The sequence below is a fragment of the Salinivibrio sp. IB574 genome (genome assembly GCF_001996205.1).
GTDB classification, from domain to species: domain Bacteria; phylum Pseudomonadota; class Gammaproteobacteria; order Enterobacterales; family Vibrionaceae; genus Salinivibrio; species Salinivibrio proteolyticus.
Window position 1 is genome coordinate 61019 of record NZ_MUFN01000010.1, and the last position, 22422, is coordinate 83440.

Annotated in this window: 22 protein-coding genes; 17 read left to right on the plus strand and 5 right to left on the minus strand. The window is 52.1% G+C overall.

What is annotated here, in order from left to right; all coding sequences use genetic code 11:
• Nucleotides 1-296 precede the first annotated feature (296 nt).
• Nucleotides 297-2123 (plus strand): translational GTPase TypA, encoded by a 1827-nt coding sequence (typA, locus tag BZJ17_RS06515; protein ID WP_077455753.1) that lies wholly within the window; start codon nucleotides 297-299, stop codon nucleotides 2121-2123.
• A gap of 58 nt (nucleotides 2124-2181) precedes the next feature.
• Here typA and BZJ17_RS06520 read toward each other — a convergent pair whose 3' ends face one another.
• Nucleotides 2182-2817, minus strand: a complete 636-nt coding sequence (locus tag BZJ17_RS06520) for a DUF2959 domain-containing protein (protein WP_077455752.1) — start codon at nucleotides 2815-2817, stop codon at nucleotides 2182-2184.
• A gap of 94 nt (nucleotides 2818-2911) precedes the next feature.
• Here BZJ17_RS06520 and BZJ17_RS06525 point away from each other — a divergent pair, with 94 nt between their 5' ends.
• Genes BZJ17_RS06525 through BZJ17_RS06535 form a run of 3 tightly spaced genes read left to right on the plus strand, consistent with a single transcriptional unit; the run spans nucleotide 2912 to nucleotide 5216 of the window.
• Nucleotides 2912-3841: a virulence factor BrkB family protein gene (locus BZJ17_RS06525; RefSeq protein WP_198534108.1), complete on the plus strand. Its 930-nt coding sequence runs from the start codon at nucleotides 2912-2914 to the stop codon at nucleotides 3839-3841.
• Nucleotides 3813-4247 (plus strand): D-aminoacyl-tRNA deacylase, encoded by a 435-nt coding sequence (dtd, locus tag BZJ17_RS06530; RefSeq protein ID WP_069591243.1) that lies wholly within the window; start codon nucleotides 3813-3815, stop codon nucleotides 4245-4247. Before BZJ17_RS06525 ends, dtd begins: the two co-directional genes overlap by 29 nt.
• A 24-nt stretch (nucleotides 4248-4271) precedes the next feature.
• Nucleotides 4272-5216: a bifunctional GNAT family N-acetyltransferase/hotdog fold thioesterase gene (locus BZJ17_RS06535; protein ID WP_077480053.1), complete on the plus strand. Its 945-nt coding sequence runs from the start codon at nucleotides 4272-4274 to the stop codon at nucleotides 5214-5216.
• 4 nt (nucleotides 5217-5220) lie between these two features.
• On the opposite strand, the gene BZJ17_RS06540 is transcribed toward BZJ17_RS06535, so the two are convergent.
• From BZJ17_RS06540 to hslR, 4 genes are all read right to left on the minus strand, one after another.
• Complete coding sequence (locus BZJ17_RS06540; protein WP_077640172.1) at nucleotides 5221-7071, minus strand: AsmA family protein; 1851 nt, start codon at nucleotides 7069-7071, stop codon at nucleotides 5221-5223.
• 126 nt (nucleotides 7072-7197) lie between these two features.
• Nucleotides 7198-8826, minus strand: a complete 1629-nt coding sequence (gene pckA / locus BZJ17_RS06545) for a phosphoenolpyruvate carboxykinase (ATP) (protein WP_069591238.1) — start codon at nucleotides 8824-8826, stop codon at nucleotides 7198-7200.
• Nucleotides 8827-9155: 329 nt separating this feature from the next.
• Entirely contained in the window at nucleotides 9156-10031 is an 876-nt protein-coding gene (hslO, locus tag BZJ17_RS06550; protein WP_069591237.1) for an Hsp33 family molecular chaperone HslO, read from the minus strand.
• Nucleotides 10032-10073: 42 nt separating this feature from the next.
• Entirely contained in the window at nucleotides 10074-10478 is a 405-nt protein-coding gene (hslR, locus tag BZJ17_RS06555; RefSeq protein ID WP_077640173.1) for a ribosome-associated heat shock protein Hsp15, read from the minus strand.
• 201 nt (nucleotides 10479-10679) lie between these two features.
• Here hslR and gspC point away from each other — a divergent pair, with 201 nt between their 5' ends.
• The 13 genes from gspC (at nucleotide 10680) to nudE (ending at nucleotide 22422) form a co-directional block, all read left to right on the plus strand.
• On the plus strand, nucleotides 10680-11642 hold the full coding sequence (gspC, locus tag BZJ17_RS06560; RefSeq protein ID WP_077640174.1) for a type II secretion system protein GspC: 963 nt from the start codon (nucleotides 10680-10682) through the stop codon (nucleotides 11640-11642).
• A gap of 71 nt (nucleotides 11643-11713) precedes the next feature.
• The gene (gene gspD / locus BZJ17_RS06565; RefSeq protein ID WP_077640187.1) at nucleotides 11714-13693 is read left to right on the plus strand and encodes a type II secretion system secretin GspD; all 1980 of its coding nucleotides are present in this window, start codon (nucleotides 11714-11716) and stop codon (nucleotides 13691-13693) included.
• Entirely contained in the window at nucleotides 13693-15216 is a 1524-nt protein-coding gene (gspE, locus tag BZJ17_RS06570; RefSeq protein ID WP_108743789.1) for a type II secretion system ATPase GspE, read from the plus strand. The genes gspD and gspE overlap by 1 nt, the downstream gene beginning before the upstream one ends.
• Nucleotides 15216-16451 (plus strand): type II secretion system inner membrane protein GspF, encoded by a 1236-nt coding sequence (gspF, locus tag BZJ17_RS06575; RefSeq protein ID WP_077640176.1) that lies wholly within the window; start codon nucleotides 15216-15218, stop codon nucleotides 16449-16451. Before gspE ends, gspF begins: the two co-directional genes overlap by 1 nt.
• Before the next feature lie 4 nt (nucleotides 16452-16455).
• A complete protein-coding gene (gene gspG / locus BZJ17_RS06580) occupies nucleotides 16456-16914 on the plus strand; it encodes a type II secretion system major pseudopilin GspG (protein ID WP_077480046.1) in 459 nt (152 codons plus the stop codon).
• A gap of 1 nt (nucleotide 16915) precedes the next feature.
• Nucleotides 16916-17467 carry a type II secretion system minor pseudopilin GspH gene (gene gspH / locus BZJ17_RS06585; protein WP_077640177.1) on the plus strand — a complete coding sequence of 184 codons (552 nt, stop codon included), beginning with the start codon at nucleotides 16916-16918 and terminating at the stop codon, nucleotides 17465-17467.
• Nucleotides 17467-17700: a type II secretion system minor pseudopilin GspI gene (gene gspI / locus BZJ17_RS06590; RefSeq protein WP_077640188.1), complete on the plus strand. Its 234-nt coding sequence runs from the start codon at nucleotides 17467-17469 to the stop codon at nucleotides 17698-17700. Before gspH ends, gspI begins: the two co-directional genes overlap by 1 nt.
• Before the next feature lie 12 nt (nucleotides 17701-17712).
• Entirely contained in the window at nucleotides 17713-18351 is a 639-nt protein-coding gene (gene gspJ, locus BZJ17_RS06595; protein ID WP_069591227.1) for a type II secretion system minor pseudopilin GspJ, read from the plus strand.
• Entirely contained in the window at nucleotides 18348-19352 is a 1005-nt protein-coding gene (gene gspK / locus BZJ17_RS06600) for a type II secretion system minor pseudopilin GspK (protein WP_077455741.1), read from the plus strand. Before gspJ ends, gspK begins: the two co-directional genes overlap by 4 nt.
• Nucleotides 19321-20586, plus strand: a complete 1266-nt coding sequence (gspL, locus tag BZJ17_RS06605; RefSeq protein WP_157893168.1) for a type II secretion system protein GspL — start codon at nucleotides 19321-19323, stop codon at nucleotides 20584-20586. Before gspK ends, gspL begins: the two co-directional genes overlap by 32 nt.
• Nucleotides 20583-21077 (plus strand): type II secretion system protein M, encoded by a 495-nt coding sequence (locus tag BZJ17_RS06610; RefSeq protein WP_077640179.1) that lies wholly within the window; start codon nucleotides 20583-20585, stop codon nucleotides 21075-21077. Before gspL ends, BZJ17_RS06610 begins: the two co-directional genes overlap by 4 nt.
• A gap of 2 nt (nucleotides 21078-21079) precedes the next feature.
• Complete coding sequence (locus BZJ17_RS06615) at nucleotides 21080-21826, plus strand: type II secretion system protein N (protein WP_077640180.1); 747 nt, start codon at nucleotides 21080-21082, stop codon at nucleotides 21824-21826.
• 41 nt (nucleotides 21827-21867) lie between these two features.
• Nucleotides 21868-22422 carry an ADP compounds hydrolase NudE gene (gene nudE / locus BZJ17_RS06620; RefSeq protein WP_069591222.1) on the plus strand — a complete coding sequence of 185 codons (555 nt, stop codon included), beginning with the start codon at nucleotides 21868-21870 and terminating at the stop codon, nucleotides 22420-22422.

The following is a 22422-nucleotide window of genomic DNA, read 5'->3' on the forward strand; positions in this document are numbered from 1 at the left end:
ACAGCCGTGCAGCCCTCGAAGTTATAGCAGACAAATGGCGGTGAGAGTGTGGTCTGCCTTTAAAAATTCATCTTGGTCTTTTTCTCACTGAGCCGTTGTATTTGCTTAATAATTCACCAGTGTGAACACAAGAGTCCGTCATTGTCTTTGCGCTGATTCACATATTTAGGTGGGTTTTGCGACAAAATCTGGTACATTACGGCCGTTTTTTTAATCAGGTGGCGGCACCGTCGTGGTAGGTGTGTTTAACCCAAGGTTCGGCGCGCGCCCCCGTCTATCGAGTGAAAAGAGAGTCCATGACCAACTTACAGACTGATAAATTGAGAAATATCGCCATTATTGCCCACGTTGACCACGGTAAAACCACGCTAGTGGATAAGCTGCTGCAGCAGTCCGGCACGCTAGCAACCCGCGGTGAAGTGGAAGAGCGTGTCATGGACTCGAACGACATTGAGAAAGAGCGTGGCATCACCATTTTGGCGAAAAACACCGCCATTAACTGGAATGACTACCGTATCAACATCGTCGATACTCCTGGACACGCCGACTTCGGTGGTGAAGTAGAGCGTATCATGTCGATGGTTGACTCTGTGTTGCTCGTGGTTGATGCGGTTGACGGCCCAATGCCACAAACGCGTTTTGTCACCCAAAAGGCGTTTGCACACGGTCTGAAGCCAATTTTGGTTATCAATAAAATTGACCGCCCAGGTGCGCGTCCTGATTGGGTTATGGATCAGGTATTCGATCTGTTTGACACCTTGGGTGCGACAGACGAGCAGCTAGATTTCCAAGTGGTTTACGCATCCGCACTAAACGGTTGGGCGAGCCTAGACGAAGCCACCGAAGGCGAGAACATGGAACCGCTGTTCAATGCGATCGTTGATAACGTTGCAGCGCCGGATGTTGACATCAACAGCCCATTCCAAATGCAAGTTTCTCAGCTGGACTATAACTCTTACAAAGGCGTTATCGGTGTTGGCCGTATTACTCGCGGCTCAGTGAAGCCTAACCAACAGGTGACCATTGTTAGCGCCGACGGCAGCAAGCGTAACGGCAAAGTGGGTGGCGTACTGGGCTACTTGGGCCTTGAGCGTAACGACGTTGAGCAAGCGACAGCGGGTGACATCATTGCTATCACCGGTCTTGGAGAGCTGAAAATTTCAGATACCATCTGCGATCCAAGCAATGCAGAAGCGCTGCCAGCGTTGACCGTCGATGAGCCAACTGTAACCATGACTTTCCAAGTTAACACCTCGCCATTTGCGGGTCTGGAAGGTAAATACGTTACGTCGCGTAACATTCTTGAGCGTCTGCAAAAAGAATTGGTACACAACGTTGCACTGCGCGTTGAAGAAACGGATAACCCAGATAAGTTCCGCGTATCCGGTCGTGGTGAACTGCACCTGTCTATCCTGATCGAAAACATGCGTCGTGAAGGCTACGAGCTTGCGGTATCACGTCCAGAAGTGATCATCAAAGAAGAAGATGGTCAAAAACTGGAACCGTTTGAAACCGTGACCATTGACGTACTGGAAGAGCACCAAGGCGGCGTGATGGAGAACATCGGTCTGCGTAAAGGTGAATTAACCAATATGTTGCCTGACGGAAAAGGCCGTGTCCGTATGGACTTTATGATGCCGTCTCGTGGCCTGATTGGCTTCCAGACTGAGTTTTTGACTCTGACCTCGGGCTCTGGCTTGATTTATCACACGTTTGACCACTACGGCCCATTTAAAGGCGGTGATATCGGTCAACGTGTTAACGGTGTACTGATTTCTAACGCGGCGGGTAAAGCACTGACTTATGCTCTGTTTAACTTGCAAGAGCGTGGCCGTCTGTTTGCTGAGCACGGTGATGAAGTGTACGAAGGTCAAATCATCGGTATTCACAACCGTTCTAACGATCTGACCGTTAACTGCTTGAAAGGTAAGCAGCTGACCAACGTACGTGCGTCTGGTACTGATGATGCACAGGTACTGACACCAGCCATCAAGTTTACTCTTGAGCAAGCGCTTGAGTTTATCGATGACGATGAGCTGGTGGAAGTGACACCAGAAAGCATCCGTATTCGTAAGAAGTTACTGACTGAAACTGAGCGTAAGCGTGCAGGCCGTAAAGGCTAAATCGTGAATGCGAAGCGTCAAAAAGGCACCCTCGGGTGCCTTTTTTTGTGCCTACGGATTAATTAAGGGTTTGAATAAACCGATCGGACGCTTGAATGGCACGCTGCATATCGGCAATAGCGCGATCGATATCGCCGGCGAGATTTTTGAATTCGCCTTGGAGTGCACCGATGGCGCGTGCATTCAGATTGTGTTTCAGATATAAGCGGTTATCTTGCAGCGTATTTAGCACGGGTGTCATGGTGCGTTCGGCGCGTTGCATGGCATCATACAAGCGCTGATACTCGGCTTGTGTGGCTCGTAAGCGCTGGGCACTCTCGCGTTTGAGGCGTGGATTGGTGTATAGCGCCAGCTCCTCGTCCCACTCAGCAAATAAGGCCTGTGCCACGGCGTCCAAGGCATCAATGCGGTCACGAACCTGAGTCACTGCTGCTTCACTTTTTTGATATTGCTTATTGACTGTATCGTAAGCAGCTTGTAACTCGCCGCCATCAAACTGCGTCAATGTGGTCAATGCTTCAAGCGCGTCGTTAAACTGGGTTTGTGCCTCTTGCTGCGCACTGGCAGCATCTTCAACACGATCGACCATGATATCGCGCTTATGAACGCCGACTTGCTCCATCGCTGCGTAATAGGCAGACTGACAGCCGGTCAGCAGGGTTAAACTGGTCAAAAATAGTAGCACGGCCCGCACAGGCAACTCCTTGGTTGTAAATCATGTACACTGAATAAGCGTAAGGCTAACACAAGGTTAGGAACAAGGTATGCTCGATAATCCGCTGCGTGACATGCCCTCATGGCAATGCTCACGTGACTGGCTACAGGCCATGGTTCGTCATTTGTGGCAACGAATGGGAGAAGATAGGCTCACCGTGAGCGCCGGCTATATGGCCTATGTCACCTTGTTGTCCTTGGTCCCGCTTGTCACCGTGGTGCTGTCTGCGTTCTCGAGTTTTCCCGGCTTTTCGCAAGTGGGCGAAACACTGCAGCAGTTTGTGATCAAGAATTTCGTCCCAGCGGCGGGCGAAATTGTCGCGCGTTACCTCAATGAGTTTGTCGCCAACGCGGGCAAGATGACCGCGGTGGGGGTCAGCTTTTTGTTCGTGGTCGCCATTATGCTCATTTCTGCCATTGATAAGAGCTTGAACCACACCTTTAAGATTAAGACCAAGCGACCAATGATGATCGCCTTTTCGATCTACTGGATGGTGCTGACGCTGGGCCCTATCTTGATTGGTACCAGCATTGCCTTAAGCTCGTATTTGACGTCGCTATCGCTCTTACAAAGTGGCGTCGCCAGCGACTTATTAACCACCTTGCTGCGTGGGTTACCCTTTGTGTTAACCACGCTCACGTTTATGGGACTGTATACGCTGGTGCCGAACACCCGAGTGCGATTGCGCCATGCGTTAGTGGGCGCGGCAGCTGCCAGCATTTTGTTTGAATTGAGCAAAAAAGTGTTCGCGTTGTATGTCACGCACTTTCCTTCGTATCAGCTGATATACGGTGCACTGGCCGTGGTGCCGATTTTATTTGTTTGGGTGTATTTTAGTTGGTGCATTGTGTTGTTTGGTGCTCAAGTGACGGCCACCTTGCATGAGTCAACGCTGTGGCAACCCCAAGGGGATGCGGCGCCGCGAGACACACCTGTCCCTGCTGTGATTGAAAATGAAGACAATAAGGAGCGTTATGATCGCCTTAATTCAACGCGTGAGTGAAGCGAACGTCACGGTTGAGGGCAATACCCTCGGTACCATCGGCAAAGGGCTGGTGGTGCTATTAGGCGTAGAAAAAGGGGATACCGATGCGCAGGCTGCCAAACTGGCGCACAAAGTCACTGGCTATCGGGTATTTGAAGACGATGCCGGCAAAATGAACCTCAATGTTGCTCAGGCTGGAGGCGAGCTGCTGGTGGTCTCGCAGTTCACCCTTGCAGCGGATACTAAAAAAGGGATGCGGCCGAGCTTTTCAGGCGCGGCGCCGGAAGAGGCGGCACGTTTGTACGATTTGTTTTGTGATCACTGTCGCCAAGCGGGGCTTCAGACCCAAACTGGGCAGTTCGCCGCAGACATGAAAGTGAGTTTGGTCAATGATGGACCGGTCACATTTTGGCTTCAGGTTTAACTAGCCTAACAGGGAGAGACAGGCATGTTCCGAATGGTGACGCCACAAACAGAGCAAGATCTGGCGCGGTATTACGATTTTCGTTATCGCATGCTACGCGAGCCTTGGCATGCACCGCGTGGCTCTGAACGCGACGCGTATGACGTGAGTGCTTGCCATCGAATGATTGTCGATGGCAATGGCGAGCCTGTAGCGATTGGCCGGTTGTATCTGACCCCAGATAATGACGGTCAAATCCGTTATATGGCGGTTTCACCGGACTATCGCAGCCGAGGCCTGGGCGCGTTGGTGTTGATGGCATTAGAGTCCTTAGCGCGCCAAGAAGGGGCCAAGCGCTTAGTCTGTAATGCGCGTGAGGACGCGGTCAGTTTTTACGCCAAGCATGAATTTATTAGCCAAGGTGAGTTGAGTGATGAGCGTGGCCCTATCCGACACCAACAAATGGTGAAGCATTTAGATCCACTGTCGGATGTCGTGCGTCGACCTGAATGGTGCGCTGAACTGCAAAGGCGTTGGCAGCACCAGATCCCCATTAGTGACAAAATGGGGGTTAAAATCAATCAATTTACCGGTTATCGCTTCGAAGTGTGCGCCAACCTCAATGCCAATTTAAACCCGCATCACACCATGTTCGCAGGCAGCATTTTCAGCCTTGCCACACTCGCCGGTTGGGGCATGGTGTGGTTGCTGATGAAAGAGCGCCAGCTGAGTGCGGATATTGTGCTCGCAGACAGCCATATTCGCTATCGTCGCCCGGTGGCAGAACGTCCCCGAGCCAGCGTGTCGTTAGACAGTTTAAGCGGCGATCTAGACCGACTCGAAAACGGGCGTCGAGCGCGGGTGACGCTAGAAGTGGCGTTTTTCAGTGGTGATGAACAGGCTGGGGTGTTCACGGGCACCTATGTCTTACTGCCATCGGATGATGCGGCAACGACCCAGCCGGCCCCGCAACTGGCTCTGCTGCGTTAGCGCCTTATTCGCTGAGGTTAGGCTCTGTCGCTTGATAAATCGGCCAGCGGAGTGACAGGGTTTGCTCGCCGCTGAGCGTGGCGCGAATGTCACCGCGATCGGCATTGAGCGTCAGCGATGCAAAGGGTAGCGGAACTAAGCGGCTTTCCTCAGGCGGGACCGTCTCCCCTTTCAACCAGTGTGCGAGCCGAATAGACCAAGGCTCATCTACAGATAGGTCGGTTTGCGCCGCAGCGCTATCGAGAAAAGTGACGGCTAACTGACCGTTCAACCCCACCTTAAAACTGTGTGCGTCTCCCGCCAGCCCTGACCATTGCCCCTCAATATCGTGAAAGCCGTCTAGCGGTAGTGGCCAATCGAACCAAGCATGGTAAATGGACAAGGGAATTTGCAAACCGTCAACGGCCAGTGACCAAGGTTGGCTCGGTGCGGCGAGATTGATTTGCCCAGACAGCGCTAGTTGGCCATCGGGAAAACCCAGTAAAAATTGGTGCAGCTGAAGCTTACGATCATGAGCCTCAAGACGTAGGTAGGGCTCTGCGAGCCACTGCTGGTTAATACTTGCATGGTTGGCGCTGGCTGTAATGAGACCATTGACCAGCTCGCCATCGCGGATCTCAAGAGATTGGCCATCCACATCAATGCCACTGATTTTGGTGGCAAAGTCAGGGGATAAGTTGAGCCACTCGTTATGCTTTAGCTGTAAACTAGTGATACTCAGTTGGGTCGGTATACCGGGTAACAGGGCTTGAAGGGGATCAAGCTCTTGGCGAGAGAGGGTTAAACCGTTGGCTTGAAAACGGTCTATTTGCCAATTGTTCTGGGTGAATTGGCCAGACACAGCAAAAAAGCCCTCCTGCAATTGGCTGGTGAGCTGATTGACGATCACTGTGTTATCTCTCCACTCGATATCACCCAGCGGCTGTTCCCAAGTTTGGCCTTGCCAGCGTAGATAATCGGCGTTGAATGACAATCGCATCGCCGGTTGATACCACCAAGGCGCGTTGGGGGCGAAACGAAGATTTTGCGCCGAGAAGGTTAACTGGTTCACCGACAGGAGATGCGTTTCTGCGCTGAGTTGTCTTACGTCGGCACGGGCGACGGTTAACACGGTATCGTGAGGCCAAGCCGCGAGTGCTTGCGCGAGGATCTGGCGGGTTTGCTCGCTATCAATCACCGCATCGCTGATAGTGAGTTGCTCGAGCGAGAGGGTGCCGGGTTGCCAATGGCCCTGCGCACTGATTGCAGCGCGTTGCCACTGCATCGAGGCGCCCAGAATTTCCCACCCTTGGTCACTCGGTTTCGCATCCAGTAGTAACTGGGTTAAGGCGATACCTTGTCCGTTAAGCGAGCCTATTTCCCATTGTGCTCGTCCTTTCACTGTGCCATAGGCTTGGGAGCCTTTTTGCCAATTATCGAGTTGTGCACGTACATTGGTGGCTTGCCAGTGCGGCGTGTGTAGGGTGACATCACTTAGTAGCACTCGACCAATAGTCAGCCCTTGAGGTAATTCCTGCAATGGGTTGGCGTCCAGCGCATCAAGGTCAATATCCATACCATCAATGCGTAGCCAAGCAATGTGTGGAAAGGTCGCGGGGTCTATATAAAGTTGTAGTTTGTCCGCATGCCAATCGGTTTGGGAGGCTTGATAATCCGGTTGGATCAATGTCAGTTGCAGTGGTGAGCGCCAGTGATACCCCACTTGTGCCACGGTGAGTTTACCGGGTAACAGGGTCTGGGCGAAGGCATTAAAGACAGGTGTGCTGTAACGGGTATGCAGAAGCACCACAACCACGAAAAGCGCGGTGACAATCAGGATGATCAAGCTGGCAAACAGTTTGGCCAGGATGCGCATGGGCAAATCCTATCGGAGCGAGAAACGGTGACGATGAATGGATTAAGACTGGCGCAAAAGTGGCCTAAATTCAACTGCTAGGCAAAAAGTACGCCCCATATTGCTATGGGGCGTAAGTGGGATGATTTAGTCGAGCTGAGGCCCGGCTGAAACCAAAGCAGCCCCTTCTGGGGTGTCGGTATACTTGTCGAAATTATCGATAAAGCGTTGGGCAAGGTCCTTCGCTTTGCTTTCCCACTGGAGTGGATCAACATAGGTGTCACGCGGGTCAAGGATGCCATCGTTGACCTCGTCGAGTGAGACGGGCACGGTGAGATTGAAGATAGGAATCGTCTTCGTTTCTGCTTTCTCAATCGAACCATCTAAGATAGCGTCAATAATGGCGCGGGTATCTTTAATCGAAATACGCTTGCCTGAGCCGTTCCAACCAGTATTCACTAGGTAGGCTTCTGCACCTGCCGCTTCCATACGTTTGACCAACACTTCTGCATACTTGGTTGGGTGCAAGGTCAAGAATGCGGCCCCGAAAGCAGCTGAGAAGGTGGGGGTTGGCTCTGTAATACCACGCTCAGTGCCGGCCAGCTTGGCGGTAAAGCCTGACAGGAAGTGATACTTGGTCTGCTCAGGCGTCAGTTTAGACACCGGCGGTAGCACGCCAAACGCATCCGCGGAGAGGAAGATCACCTTGTTGGCATGTCCGCCTTTCGACACTGGCTTAACGATATTATCGATGTGATAAATCGGGTAAGACACTCGGGTGTTTTCGGTTTTGGAGTTATCGTCAAAGTCGATACGGCCATCACCGCGTACGGTGACGTTTTCAAGCAGCGCATCGCGGCGAATGGCATTGTAAATATCGGGCTCTGCTTCTTTGGACAGCTTAATGGTTTTTGCATAGCAGCCGCCTTCAAAGTTAAACACACCATGATCGTCCCAGCCGTGTTCGTCGTCGCCAATCAGCTGACGCTTCGGATCGGTGGAGAGGGTTGTTTTACCCGTGCCAGATAGGCCGAAGAAAATCGCGACGTCGCCGTCTTTGCCCATATTTGCCGAGCAGTGCATGGATGCGATGTCTTGCAAGGGCAAGAAATAATTCATCATGGCGAACATGCCTTTTTTCATCTCGCCACCGTACCATGTCCCGCCGATAAGCTGCATGCGCTCGGTAAGATTGAAGACCGTGAAGTTTTCCGAGTTCAAACCATGCTCGCGCCATTTATTGTTGACGCATTTAGCACCGTTCATGACCACGAAGTCTGGCTCAAAGTCTTTTAGCTCTTCATCGGTAGGACGGATAAACATGTTTTTCACAAAGTGCGCTTGCCACGCCACTTCGGTGATCACACGGATCCGTAAACGTGTGTTAGGGTTGGCACCGCAGTAGCCATCAATCACAAACAGACGTTTGCCAGAGAGTTGCTGGGTAACCAAGGCTTTTAAATCTTTCCAAACGGCGTGATCAATCGGCTTGTTATCGTTTTTCCCTTGATCGGACCACCACACGGTATCGCGGGTGGTGTCATCACGCACAATGTATTTGTCTTTCGGTGAGCGGCCAGTAAAAATACCGGTATCCACCGCCACAGCGCCGAGCTCAGTCACCACGCCTTTTTCATAGCCTTCCAGCCCAGGTTTGGTTTCTTCTTCGAACAGCTGTTCATAAGAGGGATTGCGAATGACTTCTTTGACATTTTCCAGACCATGACGGGAAAGATCGATGCCGGCGACTTCGGATTCGACGTTTAGGACAGTCATAGGTGCTCCTTGGGGTAAGATGTTGTTAACTGTCTTTATGCTAGCAACCTGAATAGTGCCATTCAGGGAGTTACTGCAAAAAATTACCGCACGCACACTAGGGCTATTTTGATTGTAGGGTACTGACCACCAGGTGACGTGACTCCCTCTATGGTAACGCTTAGTTAAACGTTTGCGCTACCCACAGAGCTCTTATTGTTTGTACAAAATTAATGCGCAAAAAAATGTGAGATGTGTCCGAGGAGACCAAGAAAAAAGCCAGCTTGATGCTGGCTTTTGAACTAAGTTGGGTTTCTTTGTTTTATGCAACTAAATATGTAGCACGTTTTTCACTGCATTTGTGACGATGAATCGGCGTTTTGCTCAAAGATGGCCGCGACATCGACGCTGTCAAACGCATAATCACTGCCGCAATAATCACAGTGCAAACGAATCGTGCCCATTTCTGCAATCATTTTATCGACTTCGCTGCGCTCTATGGCGGCTATCGCTTGTGCACTTCGCTCGCGTGAGCAGCTGCATTTGAAGCATACTGACTGAGGATCGAAAACGGTCACGCTTTCTTGGTGATATAGACGATAAAGGACATCTTTTGCGTCAAGGCCAAATAATTCATCATTTTTAACGGTTTCAGTCAGCTTCGCCAAATGGTCAAAGTCGTTATCGTCCCCTTTGCCGTCAGGTAGCACTTGCAGCATCATTCCGGCCGCGTGACGTTTGCCATCAAACTCACCGGTGCGCAACCAAAGTCGCGTTTCCAGTTGCTCTGAACGCGCAAAGTAGTCTTCAAGGCAGCCTTGCAGATGATCCGAGTCTAAGCCCACAATGCCTTGATAGCGTTCGCCGTCGACCGGTTCGATGGTGATAATGAGCTGCCCCTTACCGAGCATCTCAGGTAGGGTAGCATCGGCTTTGATGTCGCCTTTCAGGCGTGCGGTACCGCGCAGTTGCTGCTGGTGATCACCATTGATTACCGCCAGGGATACCGGACCGTCACCTTGCAGTTGCACGGTAATCGAGCCTTCAAATTTTAAGGTGGCAGTGAGCAAGCTGGTGGCGACAAGCATCTCCCCCAGTAGCGCTTGGACGGGCGCAGGGTAATCTTGGTTTTCCAAGATGCGTTGATAGGTTTCATCGAGCTTGACCAGCTCACCACGCACAGACACATCTTTAAATAGGTAACGGTGTAGTTGATCGTTTGACATGCAATCTCTCTCCGGCTTAGGGCCTGGTTAGTGGGATCGGCCTTACTCTATGCCTTGTTTAAACTTACGAATATCTCGGCGTTGTTTCTTATCCGGCCGGCTTTCTGGGCGCGGATTGTGTGCGTGTAAGCGACGCATTTCCGTGTTGTGCTCACGCTGTTTGATACTGTTTTGGGTTTCTTGATACAGCGTTTGCGCAATCGGCGCGCCCTGACGCTGCTCTGATAATTCTAATACAGTAATGGTTTTTTCTTCGTGTCCTTGCCGAAGTCGGATCTCAGCACCTACTTCAACCATTTTGCTAGGTTTGGCGCGCTGGCCATTATAATGCACCTTGCCGCCGTCAATCATGTTGCGTGCGATTGACCGTGTTTTGTAGAACCGAGCGGCCCATAGCCACTTGTCTAGCCTGACTGCCGTCAAGGGCGCCGATGCGTGTGTTTTCATGACTCAACTCCTGCGCAATCCGGATGGGCGACATTAGCACAAAAATTCCTTTAGAGCAGTATCACAGCGTCGAGGTATAATCCGACCTAAATGTGCTGCCTTCGTTAGGATGTGGGGTTACGACAAAAATGAAAAATTCTCAATATCACATCGTGTTTTTGCTAGTATGCCCAGCTTTTCGTAATCTAATGATGGAACTTGATGGCAAAAAAAGCCATCAATGGACACTCGGTGACTCAATTTGGTTTGGAAGGGATGATGCGTAAGGCAGGACGCCAGCATGGCACGTTTACTGTGTCACCGCAGCAAGTGACACGGCTCGCGACGTGGCTAAACATTTTACTGTTTCTCGTACTGGCTTGGTTAGCTGGGCGAATGGTGTGGGCGTTTTATGCGCCTGCACCTGCACCTGTATTGCCTGCAGCAAGCCAGTCGGCGTCGTCCTCTCGTGCTGCGACGGACCCTTTTTCGTTGGCACCTATCGTCAATGCCCAATTGTTTGGGCGTTACCAAGCGGCCGCCCAACCCACGCAACATGCGGTGACCAATGTGCCCGAAACCCGGCTACGCCTAACTTTGGTTGGCGTGGTGGCCAGTAACGATCCTAAGCGTGCATTGGCCGTGATCGCGAACGGCGGCCGTCAAGTGACTTACGGTGTGGGTGAGCAGGTGAAAGGGACCCAAGTCAGTGTCGATCAAGTCTTATCCGATCGGGTGATATTACGCCAAGGGTCAAGACGCGAAGCGCTCCTTATGCCAGGGGTCGATGCAGATAGTACACCGCAGACCGTTTTTTCCTCCCCTACTGATGCGTCGACGCCCCCAAAGTCGATGGCGACCAAGCGGCAGACCAGCCCTGACTGGCCTGCCGACTTAGCGCAGCAGCTTAGTCAGAACCCGCAACGCTTATTTGACTTTGTGCAGCTGTCACAAGTGCGCGAAGGCGATCAAATGAAGGGCTTTCGCCTCACACCGGGACGCAATCCAATCTTTTTTGAGCAATCCGGCTTACAGGCAGGGGATATTGCTGTCGCTATCAATGGCCTGACGTTAAGTCAGTCCGCAGCACTGCCTGATATTCTAGGACGCATTCAACAACAGGGATCGCTTGACTTGGTTATCGAGCGACAAGGACAACAACATGACATCTCGATTCAACTTTAATCCACAGCGTTCGCCGTCAGCGGCCGTAGGAGTGTGACGTGAAGGGAAAACAACGACTGATCCCCTATCTGATGGCCGCGAGCCTTCTCTTTTCTGGTATCCCAGCCGGCGCCGCTGAGTTTAGTGCCTCTTTTAAGGGCACAGATATTCAGGAATTTATTGAGATCGTTGGCCGTAATCTCGAAAAAACCATCATTGTTGATCCCTCGGTTCGTGGCACCATCAATGTCCGTAGTTACGATACCCTGACCGATGAACAGTACTATCAGTTTTTCTTAAACGTACTCGAAGTGTATGGCTTTGCCGTGGTCGAGATGGAAAATGGTGTCGTTAAAGTGGTCCGCGACAAAGATGCCAAAACCTCACCGGTACCTGTGGTCGGTGAAGACGATAGTGTGGTGGGGGATGAAGTTGTCACTCGCGTAGTCGCGGTAAAAAATGTGTCAGTACGTGAGCTATCCCCTTTGTTGCGTCAGCTGATTAACAATGCGGGAGCGGGTAACGTAGTTCACTACGATCCGGCTAATGTGATCATGATTACTGGGCGTGCAGCGGTCGTAAATCGCTTGACTGACATTATCCGTCGAGTGGATCAAGCCGGCGATAAAGAGGTGGAAGTGGTGCGTTTAGATCACGCCTCTGCCGCAGAAATGGTACGGATTGTTGAAGCGCTAAATGAGCGAGACAACGCCAATAATGCCCCCGATCTCCTTAAACCACGCTTTGTCGCTGATGAGCGCTTAAATGCCGTTTTGGTCTCGGGTGAACCTAAAGTACGCGAACGAGTGAAAAAGCTGATCAGACAGCTTGATCAGGAAATGGCGACCACAGGCAACAGTCGAGTTATTTACCTGCGCTACGCCAAAGCGGAAGATGTGGTTGAAGTTCTCCAAGGTGTATCAGATAACTTACTGAAAGAAAAAGAAGAGAAGAGTAAACCGGGTGCCCAAAAGCAAGCGGTACAAATTTCTTCGCACCAAGGCACCAACTCGTTGGTGATCACTGCGCCGCCCGATATCCTCAAAACCTTGGAAAGTGTGATCTCTCAGCTGGATATTCGTCGTGCGCAAGTACTGATTGAAGCACTAATCGTAGAGATGTCAGAGTCTGATGGCGCCAATTTAGGCATCCAGTGGGGCTCGCTTGAAAATGGTGGCATTCAGTTCACCAATACAGGAGTTGGTGTATCGAGTTATCTCGGTGGATTAGAGGCGACCAAAGACAGGACACGTACCGAAACGCGGATCATTGACGGTGAAGAAAAAACTATTGAAATCAAAGAGTCAGGTGATTACTCCGCGCTCAATGAAGTGTTAGGTGGATTAAATGGTATTGCCGCCGGGGTCATTATGGGAGATTGGACCGCGTTGGTGACTGCGGTGGCCTCGAATAACGAATCCAATATCCTTTCTTCACCCAACTTGATGGTGCTGGATAATCAAGAAGCGTCGTTTATTGTCGGTGAGGAAGTCCCTGTGATTACCGGTTCACGGACCGGTTCGAATAACGATAACCCGTTCCAAACCGTCGAGCGTAAAGATGTGGGTATCAAACTAAAAGTTACCCCACAAATTAATGAAGGCTCTGCGGTGCTCTTGGATATTGAGCAAGAGGTGTCGAATGTCTTGGGGGCCAGTGGCGCCGTGGATGTGCGCTTTGGTAAACGCCAATTAAACACGTCAGTGATGGTGGGCGATCAGCAAATGATTGTGCTCAGCGGTTTGATTGATGAGCGTACTGTAGAAAGTGAGTCCAAAGTGCCTTTATTGGGAGATATTCCGGTGCTGGGGCATTTGTTTAAATCCACTTCTACGGGGACAGAAAAGAAAAACCTCATGCTGTTTATCAAGCCCACCATTATTCGTACCGGCTTAACCGCAGATGGTGTGACACAGCGTAAATATAATTACATCCGTGCCGAACAACTGCTGCGCGCACAAGATGGGGTCAAATTGATGCCAGATGCGCAAAAACCTGTGTTACCTGATTATAAGAGTGATGCGGTGATGCCGGCCGAAGTACGTGCATTACAAGCGGAGCTGGCAGGATGATGGATCGAACGGCCGCACTCGCGAACGAGCCAGAGAGTAAATGGCAGTTACCGTTTGGCTTTGCGCGTCGTCATGGGGTGTTAATTCAGACCGATGCCTCGCAGGCACGATTATTGTGTTTGCCGTCGGTGGCTCCTGAGACCTTGGTTGAAGTGCAACGGTTATGGGGTGCGTGCTTAGTGCCAGAAACTGTGGATGAGGCCTATTTTGAGCAGCAATTGACGGTACTCTATCAGCGAGACAGTGCGGATGCGCAGCAGCTGATGGCTGACATTGGCGCCGATGCAGACAGTGATGATTTCTTCTCATTGGCCGAAGAGTTGCCGCAGAGCGAGGATTTGCTTGAGTCGGAGGACGACGCCCCTATCATCAAGTTGATTAACGCCATGCTGGGTGAAGCGATCAAGGAAAGTGCCTCGGATATCCATATCGAAACCTTTGAGCATGCATTGTCGATTCGTTTTCGTGTCGATGGGGTGTTGCGCGAAGTCTTATCGCCGAGCCGCAAGTTAGCCCCCTTGCTGGTATCACGTGTCAAAGTGATGGCCAAACTCGATATTGCCGAAAAGCGTGTGCCACAAGATGGTCGCATCTCGGTCCGCATCGGCGGTCGCGCCGTCGATGTGCGGGTATCAACTATGCCGTCCTCTCACGGTGAGCGTGTGGTGATGCGTTTGCTCGATAAAAACGCGGTACAACTCGACTTGGCTCAGTTGGGGATGGTGCCTGAATTGCACGAGAACTTCCGTCATCTTATTCATAAACCGCATGGGATCTTACTGGTCACGGGCCCAACGGGGTCGGGGAAATCGACCACGCTGTATGCGGGCTTACAAACCATTAACAGTGAAGATCGCAATATTCTTACGGTAGAAGATCCGATCGAATTTGATCTTCCCGGTATCGGGCAGACTCAAGTTAATCCTAAGGTCGATATGACCTTTGCGCGAGGGTTGCGTGCCATGCTGCGTCAAGATCCTGACGTGGTTATGGTGGGGGAAATCCGCGACTTAGAAACCGCTCAAATCGCCGTGCAAGCGTCTCTCACTGGTCACTTGGTGATGTCGACTTTACACACCAACACCGCCATTGGGGCGGTAACACGTTTGCGCGATATGGGCATCGAGCCCTTTTTGCTTTCCTCCTCCTTGCTTGGCGTGCTAGCACAGCGCTTGGTTCGCACTCTTTGCAGCGATTGCCGTATCCCTTATCAAGCCGATGCCAGCCAGCAGCAATTGTTTGTGGATGTGGGGTTGGCTCAGCCTGGCGATAACGTCACCTTGTATAAAGCGGGGGGCTGTTCGCGTTGTCACCACAAAGGTTACAAGGGCCGAACGGGGATTCATGAACTGCTGACGGTCGACGAGAAGGTGCAAGCACTGATTCATCACGATGCGGGTGAGCATGCGATTGAACAAGCGGTGCGCGCACAGAGTCCGAGTATCCGCTACGACGGACTGGCCAAAGTGCTACAAGGGAAAACCACGCTTGAAGAAGTGATGCGAGTCACCAAGGAGACCTGATGGCGGCGTTTGATTACCAAGCTTTAGATACGCGAGGGCGTAAACGCAAAGGTGTGATTGAAGCGGATACGCCTCGACAGGCGCGCCAGCAGCTCCGTGACAAAGGGCTGACGCCATTGGTGGTCAACGCGACCACACGCAAGCGTAGCCAGCAAAAGACCGAGACGTCGCGGCCTTTGTTTTCATCACGCAATCGCGGTATTAGCACCCAAGAGCTGTCGTTGATCACGCGTCAATTGGCGACCTTGATTGAGGCTGCGATGCCACTGGAAGAGTGTTTACGGGCGGTGGCGGAGCAAGCGGAGAAGCCGCGTATTGGCAGTATGATGACCAGTGTGCGCGCGCGGGTGATGGAAGGCTATACCCTTGCTGATGCGCTAGCCGATTATCCGCAAGTGTTTGATGAACTGTACCGTGCCATGATTGCGGCGGGTGAAAAAGCCGGTCATTTGGGCACGGTGCTGGAGCGATTGGCGGACTATGTGGAAAATCGTCAGCGCATTCAATCAACCCTACTACAAGCGATGCTTTATCCCGCCATTTTGACGTTTTTCTCTGTGGTGATTGTCGCCTTTTTGTTGGCGACCGTGGTGCCTGACATCGTTGGCCAGTTTGTTCAAACCGGCCAATCCTTACCCGCATCGACACAGTTTCTCCTCAACGCTAGTGATTTTATTACTCAATGGGGAATTTGGGTCGTGGGTGCCCTTGTCTTACTCAGTGTGGGAATACGCACATTGCTGAAGGACAAGCAACGGCGATTGGCGTGGGACAAACAAAAGTTGTCGTTACCGGTCTTGGGCCGTGTTGCACGAGGCCTCAACACATCGCGCTTTGCACGCACTCTTGCGATTTGTACTGCCAGTGCAATTCCGCTTTTGGATGGTATGAAGGTCGCCGCACAGGTGATTACTAACCAGTATGTGCGTACCCGAGTGCTCGAGGCCGCGGATAAGGTGCGAGAAGGTGCCAGCTTGCGAGTGGCACTGGATCAATCTGGGCTTTTTCCGCCCATGATGTTGCATATGATTGCCAGCGGTGAACGCAGTGGGGAACTTGAATCCATGCTCACACGGGCGGCGGACAACCAAGATAAAGATTTTGAGGCGCAGGTGAACGTGGCATTAGGTGTGTTTGGGCCGCTGATGATCGTGCTCATGGCAGGTCTGGTGCTCTTTATTGTCGTCGCCACTTTGATGCCAATTATTGCCATGAACAACATGGTGGGGTTGTGATTTTATGATAATAAACAAGGAGAACAAGATGCGTCGTCAACAAGGTTTTACGCTTCTCGAGGTGATGGTCGTGGTGGTCATCATTGGTTTGCTAGCCAGCTTTGTCGCCCCGAACTTATTGGGCAACAAAGATAAAGCAGCAGTGAAAAAGGCGATCGCAGATGTCAGCGCGCTCGAAAATGCGCTGGATATGTACAAACTGGACAATAACCAGTACCCCACCACCGACCAAGGACTTGATGCACTTGTGACCAAGCCACAAAGTGAACCCGTGCCACGTAACTATCCGGCACAAGGTTATATCAAGCGTTTGCCTAAAGACCCTTGGAACAATGACTATCGCTATGTGAGCCCAGGTGAGCATGGTGTGATTGATGTGTTCTCGCTAGGCGCGGATGGGCAAGAAGGCGGTGAAGGAATCAATCAAGATATTGGTAACTGGAACCTGAACGAGCTGCAATAACATGCGTCAGGCGGCGGGCTTCACGTTACTCGAAATCCTGTTGGTGGTGGTGATTATTGCCGTCAGCGCCTCAGGCGTGGTGATGGTGTGGCCTGAGCCTGTTGACACCCGGACCGAGCAAGCCGGCCAAGCTTTGTATCAGCGCATTAAGTTATGGGCAGAGCAAAGTTGGCTGGAAGGGCAGACTTACGGGGTGCGGATCAACAACCATGATTATCAATTGCTGAAGTTAGGCGAAGAAAACTGGCAAACGGTTAGCAGTGATCGTTGGGCAACCCAAGGGACCTTGCCTGAACAAAGCCGCTTTGCGTTAAGTATGGATGGCTTTGGTTGGCAGCAGCAAGACCGGTTATTTGAAGACAAACCGCTGTTCGAAAACATGTTTGAAGAAGACGGTGAAACCGCTGTGGCGCCCCCTCAGATTTGGCTATTACCGAATGGCGAAATCACTCCCTTTACGCTCACCATCGAAACCGACGGTCGTGCCATGTGGCAATTAAAGGCCAATGAACTGGCGCAATTTCGCTGGCAGCGGGCCGAGGAGGGTGGATGATGCCTAAGACCCAACATGGGATGACGTTACTGGAAGTGCTGGTTGCAGTGGCCATTTTTGCGGTTGCCGCGCTCAGTGTGATGAAAGCCACTGGGCAGCATACCCGCTCACTAAGTCGCCTGGAGCAAAAAACCTTGGCGGCGATGGTGGCTGACAATCAGTTGGCTGAGGTAGTGCTGAGCGGCAAGGTGCCGGACAAAGCCACCCAAAATCGACAGACAATCCACTGGTAACCGTGAGGACCTATGTCGCCACGCGCTGAAAAGGGGTTTACCTTACTGGAAGTGTTGCTGGCGCTGGTGGTCTTCGCCAGCATTAGCCTGACTGCGTATCAAGTGCTACAGACGGTGCAGCGCAGTGACGAGCAATCGCGCCAAGTGGGAGAAACGTTGCAACAATTACAGCGTGCACTGGTGATCATGGACAGTGATTTTCGCCAAATGGCCGCCCGACGCCAGCGTATGGATGGTCAAGCCCCCAGTGAGCAATTACTAACCGCAGGCAAAGAGGTGCTGGGCGGGGATGCCATGGGCGTGCGCTTTACCCGTACCGGTTGGATTAATCCCCAGTATCGTTTTCCGCGTAGCGAAGTGGTGGCGGTGGGTTATCGCCAGCGAGATGGCAAGTTGGAGCGGTTACGTTGGCGCTATCCGGATCAGGCTGCCGGTGAACAACCGGCGGTGATGACATTGCTGGATGATATTGATGATCTCACCTTCCGCTTTAACGTGAAAGGAAATTGGCAGAGCAGTTTTGATACCCCTCACGCACTGCCCGATGCCATTCAACTGCGTTTTACCCATCCTCGCTATGGCCAGCTAGTACGGACGTATTTATTGGCCGGACAAACGCTGCCTGCAGCGCTACAGCGGGAGGCAGAATGAGTCGTCAACGCGGTACAGCGCTCTTGGTCGTGATGTTGATCATGGCGTTAATGACAGCGATAGCCGGTAGCATGGCATCGCGCTTATTTACTAATTACAACCGCGCGGAAAATCAGCTTCATTTTCAGCAAGCCTATTGGTACGGCATGGCCGTTGAAGGGCTTGCCGCAGCGGTGCTGCGAGACAGTTTATCTGGCAGTGACACGGTGAATTTAAGTCAAAGTTGGGCCGAGAAAGAGCGCAGCTTTCCGCTAGAAGGTGGCACAGTAAGTGGTCACTTACGAGATGCACAAGCCTGCTTTAATTTGAATAGCTTGCAGCTGCGTGGCGCGACCCTAGGCAGTGCGGTGCCCTATGAAGTGACGGTACTCAGAGCCTTGGTCGGCAGTGGGGTCGATGATGAGTACCAAGCGGATGTGATTGCCCAATCTACGCGAGACTTTGTCGATGAAAACAATCAACTGGATCAGTCGCTCGGGGCCGAAGATGCCCACTATGAGAGTTTACGTCCTCCCTATGTGACGGCGGATGCCGTGTTAGCCGACCGTAGCGAGTGGCGTGCGGTCAAAGGAGTCAATGCACAGGTCTTTCAGCGTTTATCCGCTCAGGTTTGTGCGATTCCCAGTGCGGAGCTGAAAATCAATGTCAATACACTGACGGATAAGCAGGCGCCTTTGCTGGCGGCGCTGTTTACCCCTGCGCTGTCGATAGAACAAGCCAAACAGGTGATCGCACAGCGCCCTGATGCTGGGTGGAAAAATGTCGACGCCTTTATGGCGGTGTTAAACCTGAGTGAGTTCGATGACAAAGCCCGTGAGCAGGTGATCCCACATCTCACGGTGACCAGCGAGTTTTTTTTATTACAGGCCGATGTGACCGTGGCGTCTGCCCAACGTCACATTCAGGCGTTATTGCACTATCAAGACGATGGCACCACAACCGTGGTGCGTCGTCGCTTTGGAGGAATGCGTGAGCGAGCGACTGATAATAAGGATCAGTGATGCCAGCCAGCCGATCTTTTGGGCCCAGGTGCGTGTGAGTGACAATCAGGTCACCGCGACCGGTGAATGCGATCATCTGTCAGCTTTGACGGAGCAAGCGCAAACGCGGCGTGTGGTGATCTTAGTGGATAGCACTTGGGTGACCCTCAGGTCGGTGACCTTGCCGCCCGGCTCTCGGCGTCAGCGCGATAAAGTGGTGCCTTACTTACTTGAAGAGGCATTGGCCGATGATGTGGACAGGGTACACGTCAGTATTTTGAGTGTCTCGGGCAGTCTTGCCCATGTGGCGGTGGTAGCACACGACAAAATGCAAGCCTGGCAGCAAGCGCTGGCGGATGCAGATATTCATGCGCGGCAATGGCTACCCGATGTGCTGTGTTTACCGTGGCAGACAAATCATTTGACGGTTGCGCCACTGGGTGAGCAATGGCTGTGTCGGCATCATGACAGTCAAGGTGTGGTGGGATCGCGTGACTGGCTTCGTTTCTGGGCGCACGCGTGGCGAGCTCAACAACAAAAGGCGCTGGAACAGGATCCGGTGGATGCGGATGACGAGGACAAGGCCCCGTCACTCACCTTACATGGATATTGTCCTTCCCATCTTGACCTTGATTGGCCAGTCAGTGGACTGGATGAGGCGGAGGCTAAGTGGCATCCCTGTGACACTGTGATAGGGCTGTTGGCGACACAAAGTCATGCTCTGTCTGCGAACTTGCTAACTGGGCCTTATCGGCCACAAAGCCAGACTAAGCAAACGCTCAAACCTTTATTGCCTGCCGCCTGTTTAGTGTTAGCCATTAGCGCCTTATTGGGCGTTGAACAATGGCTGATGATTCGTGATACCCAACAGCAGGCTGAAGCGCTACGTGCACAGAGCGAGTCTGTCTTTCGCCAGACGTTGCCACAGTATCAGCGCATCCCGACGCAATCGTACATGGTTCGCCAGATGGATGCGGAAATTGCGCGTCTTGAAGGACAGCAACACAATGCTGCGCTTTTGCCTTGGTTAGCGAAATTAGCGCCGATGCTAGAAAAAACGCCCGGTATTCACCTGCAAGCGTTACGTTATCAAGCAGCACGTGAAGTCTTAGTGATCCGAGCCTCTGGCAGCGATTTTGCACAGTTTGAGCGACTGCGCGGCCTGCTGAGCGAGCACTATACGACCGAGCTTGGGCAGCTCAACCGAAATGGTGACAGCGTAAGTGGTGAGTTTACCTTGAGGAGCGAATCATGATGAGTCAGTTAAAAGCACGCTGGCAATCGCTCAGTGAACGTGAGCAGCGTTTATTAATGGTGGCTGCACTGGTGATGCTACTCAGCGTCTTGTACTGGGGGATCATTGCGCCGATTCAAGCCGAAGCGAATAATGCGCGAGAAGCGCTTGCTAGTGAGCGACGTTTGCTGAGTGATGTACAGCAAAAGCATCAGCAAATTGTTCAGTTGCGCGCACAGTCAGGTGCAAGCAGTCGCGCACCAACCAGCAGTAATCAGCCATTAAACCAAGTGGTAGCGGCCAGCGCAGGGGAGTTTAGTGTCACTATTACTCGCTTGCAGCCCGGTGAGGCGAGTGTCCAATTGGGTGTCGAGCCCTTGCCATTTAACCAACTTTTGCGTTGGCTCGACCAACTCGCTCGCTTACATGGTATTCAGGTCGTGCGTCTTGATACGGAAATGACAGATAACGCTGGGGTTGTGAAGGTTAATCGCCTGCAATTAGAACGATAGTCATGAAGAAAAAAATAGTCTTGGGTTTAGCTTGTACGCTGGTTTTTGTACTCAGCGCCGTGATCCACGCACCCGCATCGCTATTGCGTCTGGCCCCTTTACCGCCTGAACTTAAAGTGGGCGCGATTGAGGGGACAGTGTGGAAAGGACGCATTGCGCAAATACGCTGGCAAGATTACACCGTCGGTCCACTTCGTTGGGATCTTCAAGTACACCGTTTATTTACTGCGGCAACGTTAGAAGCGGATATTCGTCTTCGCAGCCCTGAGGGGGTGAAAGGGAAAGCAACTGTGGGCTTTGATGGTCATGCAGTTTCTTTATCCCGTGCGCTGGTGTCAGCACCGGCCCAGTTGCTTGCCAGTTCTGTGGCACTCCCTGCCAATGTGGCGATTGAAGGCCATGTGGATCTGGTATTACGCGATCTGGCCTTTACCGAGGCGGGCTGTCAGCGACTCGATGGTCAGCTTCAGTGGCAACAAGCCGCATTACGCTTGCCAATGGGGCGTTTAGCGGACATCCCAGCCAGTGCCACACTCCGTTGTGAGCAGCAAGGTATTCTCGCCGAAGGCCAAGGTGCGTCTTCCTCGCTGAGTAATAAGTTTTCATTGTCAATCACACCGTCGGGGCGATACTCTGTTTCAGGATGGCTCAAGCCGGAAGCCGCGTTCCCACCGCCAATGAAAGAGCCACTTGCTTGGCTGGGTGCGCCGGATCAACAAGGGCGCTATCGCTTTTCTTTTCGAGGCTAATCAAGCCTGTTAGGCTTATCAGTAAAGGGTGCAAATAGGATATGACGCAGCGAAAACCTCCCCAGATCCTGTCTAAGCAAGTGGTTGCCGCTTCTCGTTTATTTAAGGTGGAATCGCTCGACCTCCAGTTTAGTAACGGCGTAAATCGCACCTATGAACGCATGAAGCCTTCGGGCCGTAATGCGGTCATGATGGTGCCGCTGACCGAACAGGGGGATTTGTTGCTGGTGCGAGAATATGCAGCTGGCACGGAGCGATATGAGCTAGGCTTTCCAAAAGGCTTAATTGATAAAGGGGAAGTGCCAGAGCAGGCAGCGGTGCGTGAACTGAAAGAAGAAATAGGCTTGGGCGCCCGCGAGCTTATTCCACTCAAAGAGGTCGTACTGGCTCCGTCGTACTTCTCAAGCCGTATGACACTGATGTTGGCACGTGATTTGTATCCTGAAACCTTGGAAGGGGATGAACCCGAACCACTTGAGGTGATCCGTTGGCCATTAGCTCAAGCGGAGGAGTTGCTGACCCACGGCGATTTCTGTGAAGCGCGCAGTATCACCGCACTAATGATGGCGCTGAAGTACTTACAATCTGAGAGGTGA

Coding starts and splice junctions, on each gene's coding strand:
- nudE (WP_069591222.1), top strand. CDS start 21,868: ATGACGCAGCGAAAACCTCCCCAGATCCTGTCTAAGCAAGTGGTTGCC.
- gspH (WP_077640177.1), top strand. CDS start 16,916: ATGCGTCAGGCGGCGGGCTTCACGTTACTCGAAATCCTGTTGGTGGTG.
- gspK (WP_077455741.1), top strand. CDS start 18,348: ATGAGTCGTCAACGCGGTACAGCGCTCTTGGTCGTGATGTTGATCATG.
- gspC (WP_077640174.1), top strand. CDS start 10,680: ATGGCAAAAAAAGCCATCAATGGACACTCGGTGACTCAATTTGGTTTG.
- BZJ17_RS06540 (WP_077640172.1), bottom strand. CDS start 7,071: ATGCGCATCCTGGCCAAACTGTTTGCCAGCTTGATCATCCTGATTGTC.
- pckA (WP_069591238.1), bottom strand. CDS start 8,826: ATGACTGTCCTAAACGTCGAATCCGAAGTCGCCGGCATCGATCTTTCC.
- gspF (WP_077640176.1), top strand. CDS start 15,216: ATGGCGGCGTTTGATTACCAAGCTTTAGATACGCGAGGGCGTAAACGC.
- gspD (WP_077640187.1), top strand. CDS start 11,714: ATGGCCGCGAGCCTTCTCTTTTCTGGTATCCCAGCCGGCGCCGCTGAG.
- typA (WP_077455753.1), top strand. CDS start 297: ATGACCAACTTACAGACTGATAAATTGAGAAATATCGCCATTATTGCC.
- BZJ17_RS06610 (WP_077640179.1), top strand. CDS start 20,583: ATGATGAGTCAGTTAAAAGCACGCTGGCAATCGCTCAGTGAACGTGAG.
- gspI (WP_077640188.1), top strand. CDS start 17,467: ATGCCTAAGACCCAACATGGGATGACGTTACTGGAAGTGCTGGTTGCA.
- BZJ17_RS06535 (WP_077480053.1), top strand. CDS start 4,272: ATGTTCCGAATGGTGACGCCACAAACAGAGCAAGATCTGGCGCGGTAT.
- BZJ17_RS06525 (WP_198534108.1), top strand. CDS start 2,912: ATGCCCTCATGGCAATGCTCACGTGACTGGCTACAGGCCATGGTTCGT.
- gspJ (WP_069591227.1), top strand. CDS start 17,713: ATGTCGCCACGCGCTGAAAAGGGGTTTACCTTACTGGAAGTGTTGCTG.
- hslO (WP_069591237.1), bottom strand. CDS start 10,031: ATGTCAAACGATCAACTACACCGTTACCTATTTAAAGATGTGTCTGTG.
- dtd (WP_069591243.1), top strand. CDS start 3,813: ATGATCGCCTTAATTCAACGCGTGAGTGAAGCGAACGTCACGGTTGAG.
- gspG (WP_077480046.1), top strand. CDS start 16,456: ATGATAATAAACAAGGAGAACAAGATGCGTCGTCAACAAGGTTTTACG.
- BZJ17_RS06615 (WP_077640180.1), top strand. CDS start 21,080: ATGAAGAAAAAAATAGTCTTGGGTTTAGCTTGTACGCTGGTTTTTGTA.
- gspE (WP_108743789.1), top strand. CDS start 13,693: ATGGATCGAACGGCCGCACTCGCGAACGAGCCAGAGAGTAAATGGCAG.
- hslR (WP_077640173.1), bottom strand. CDS start 10,478: ATGAAAACACACGCATCGGCGCCCTTGACGGCAGTCAGGCTAGACAAG.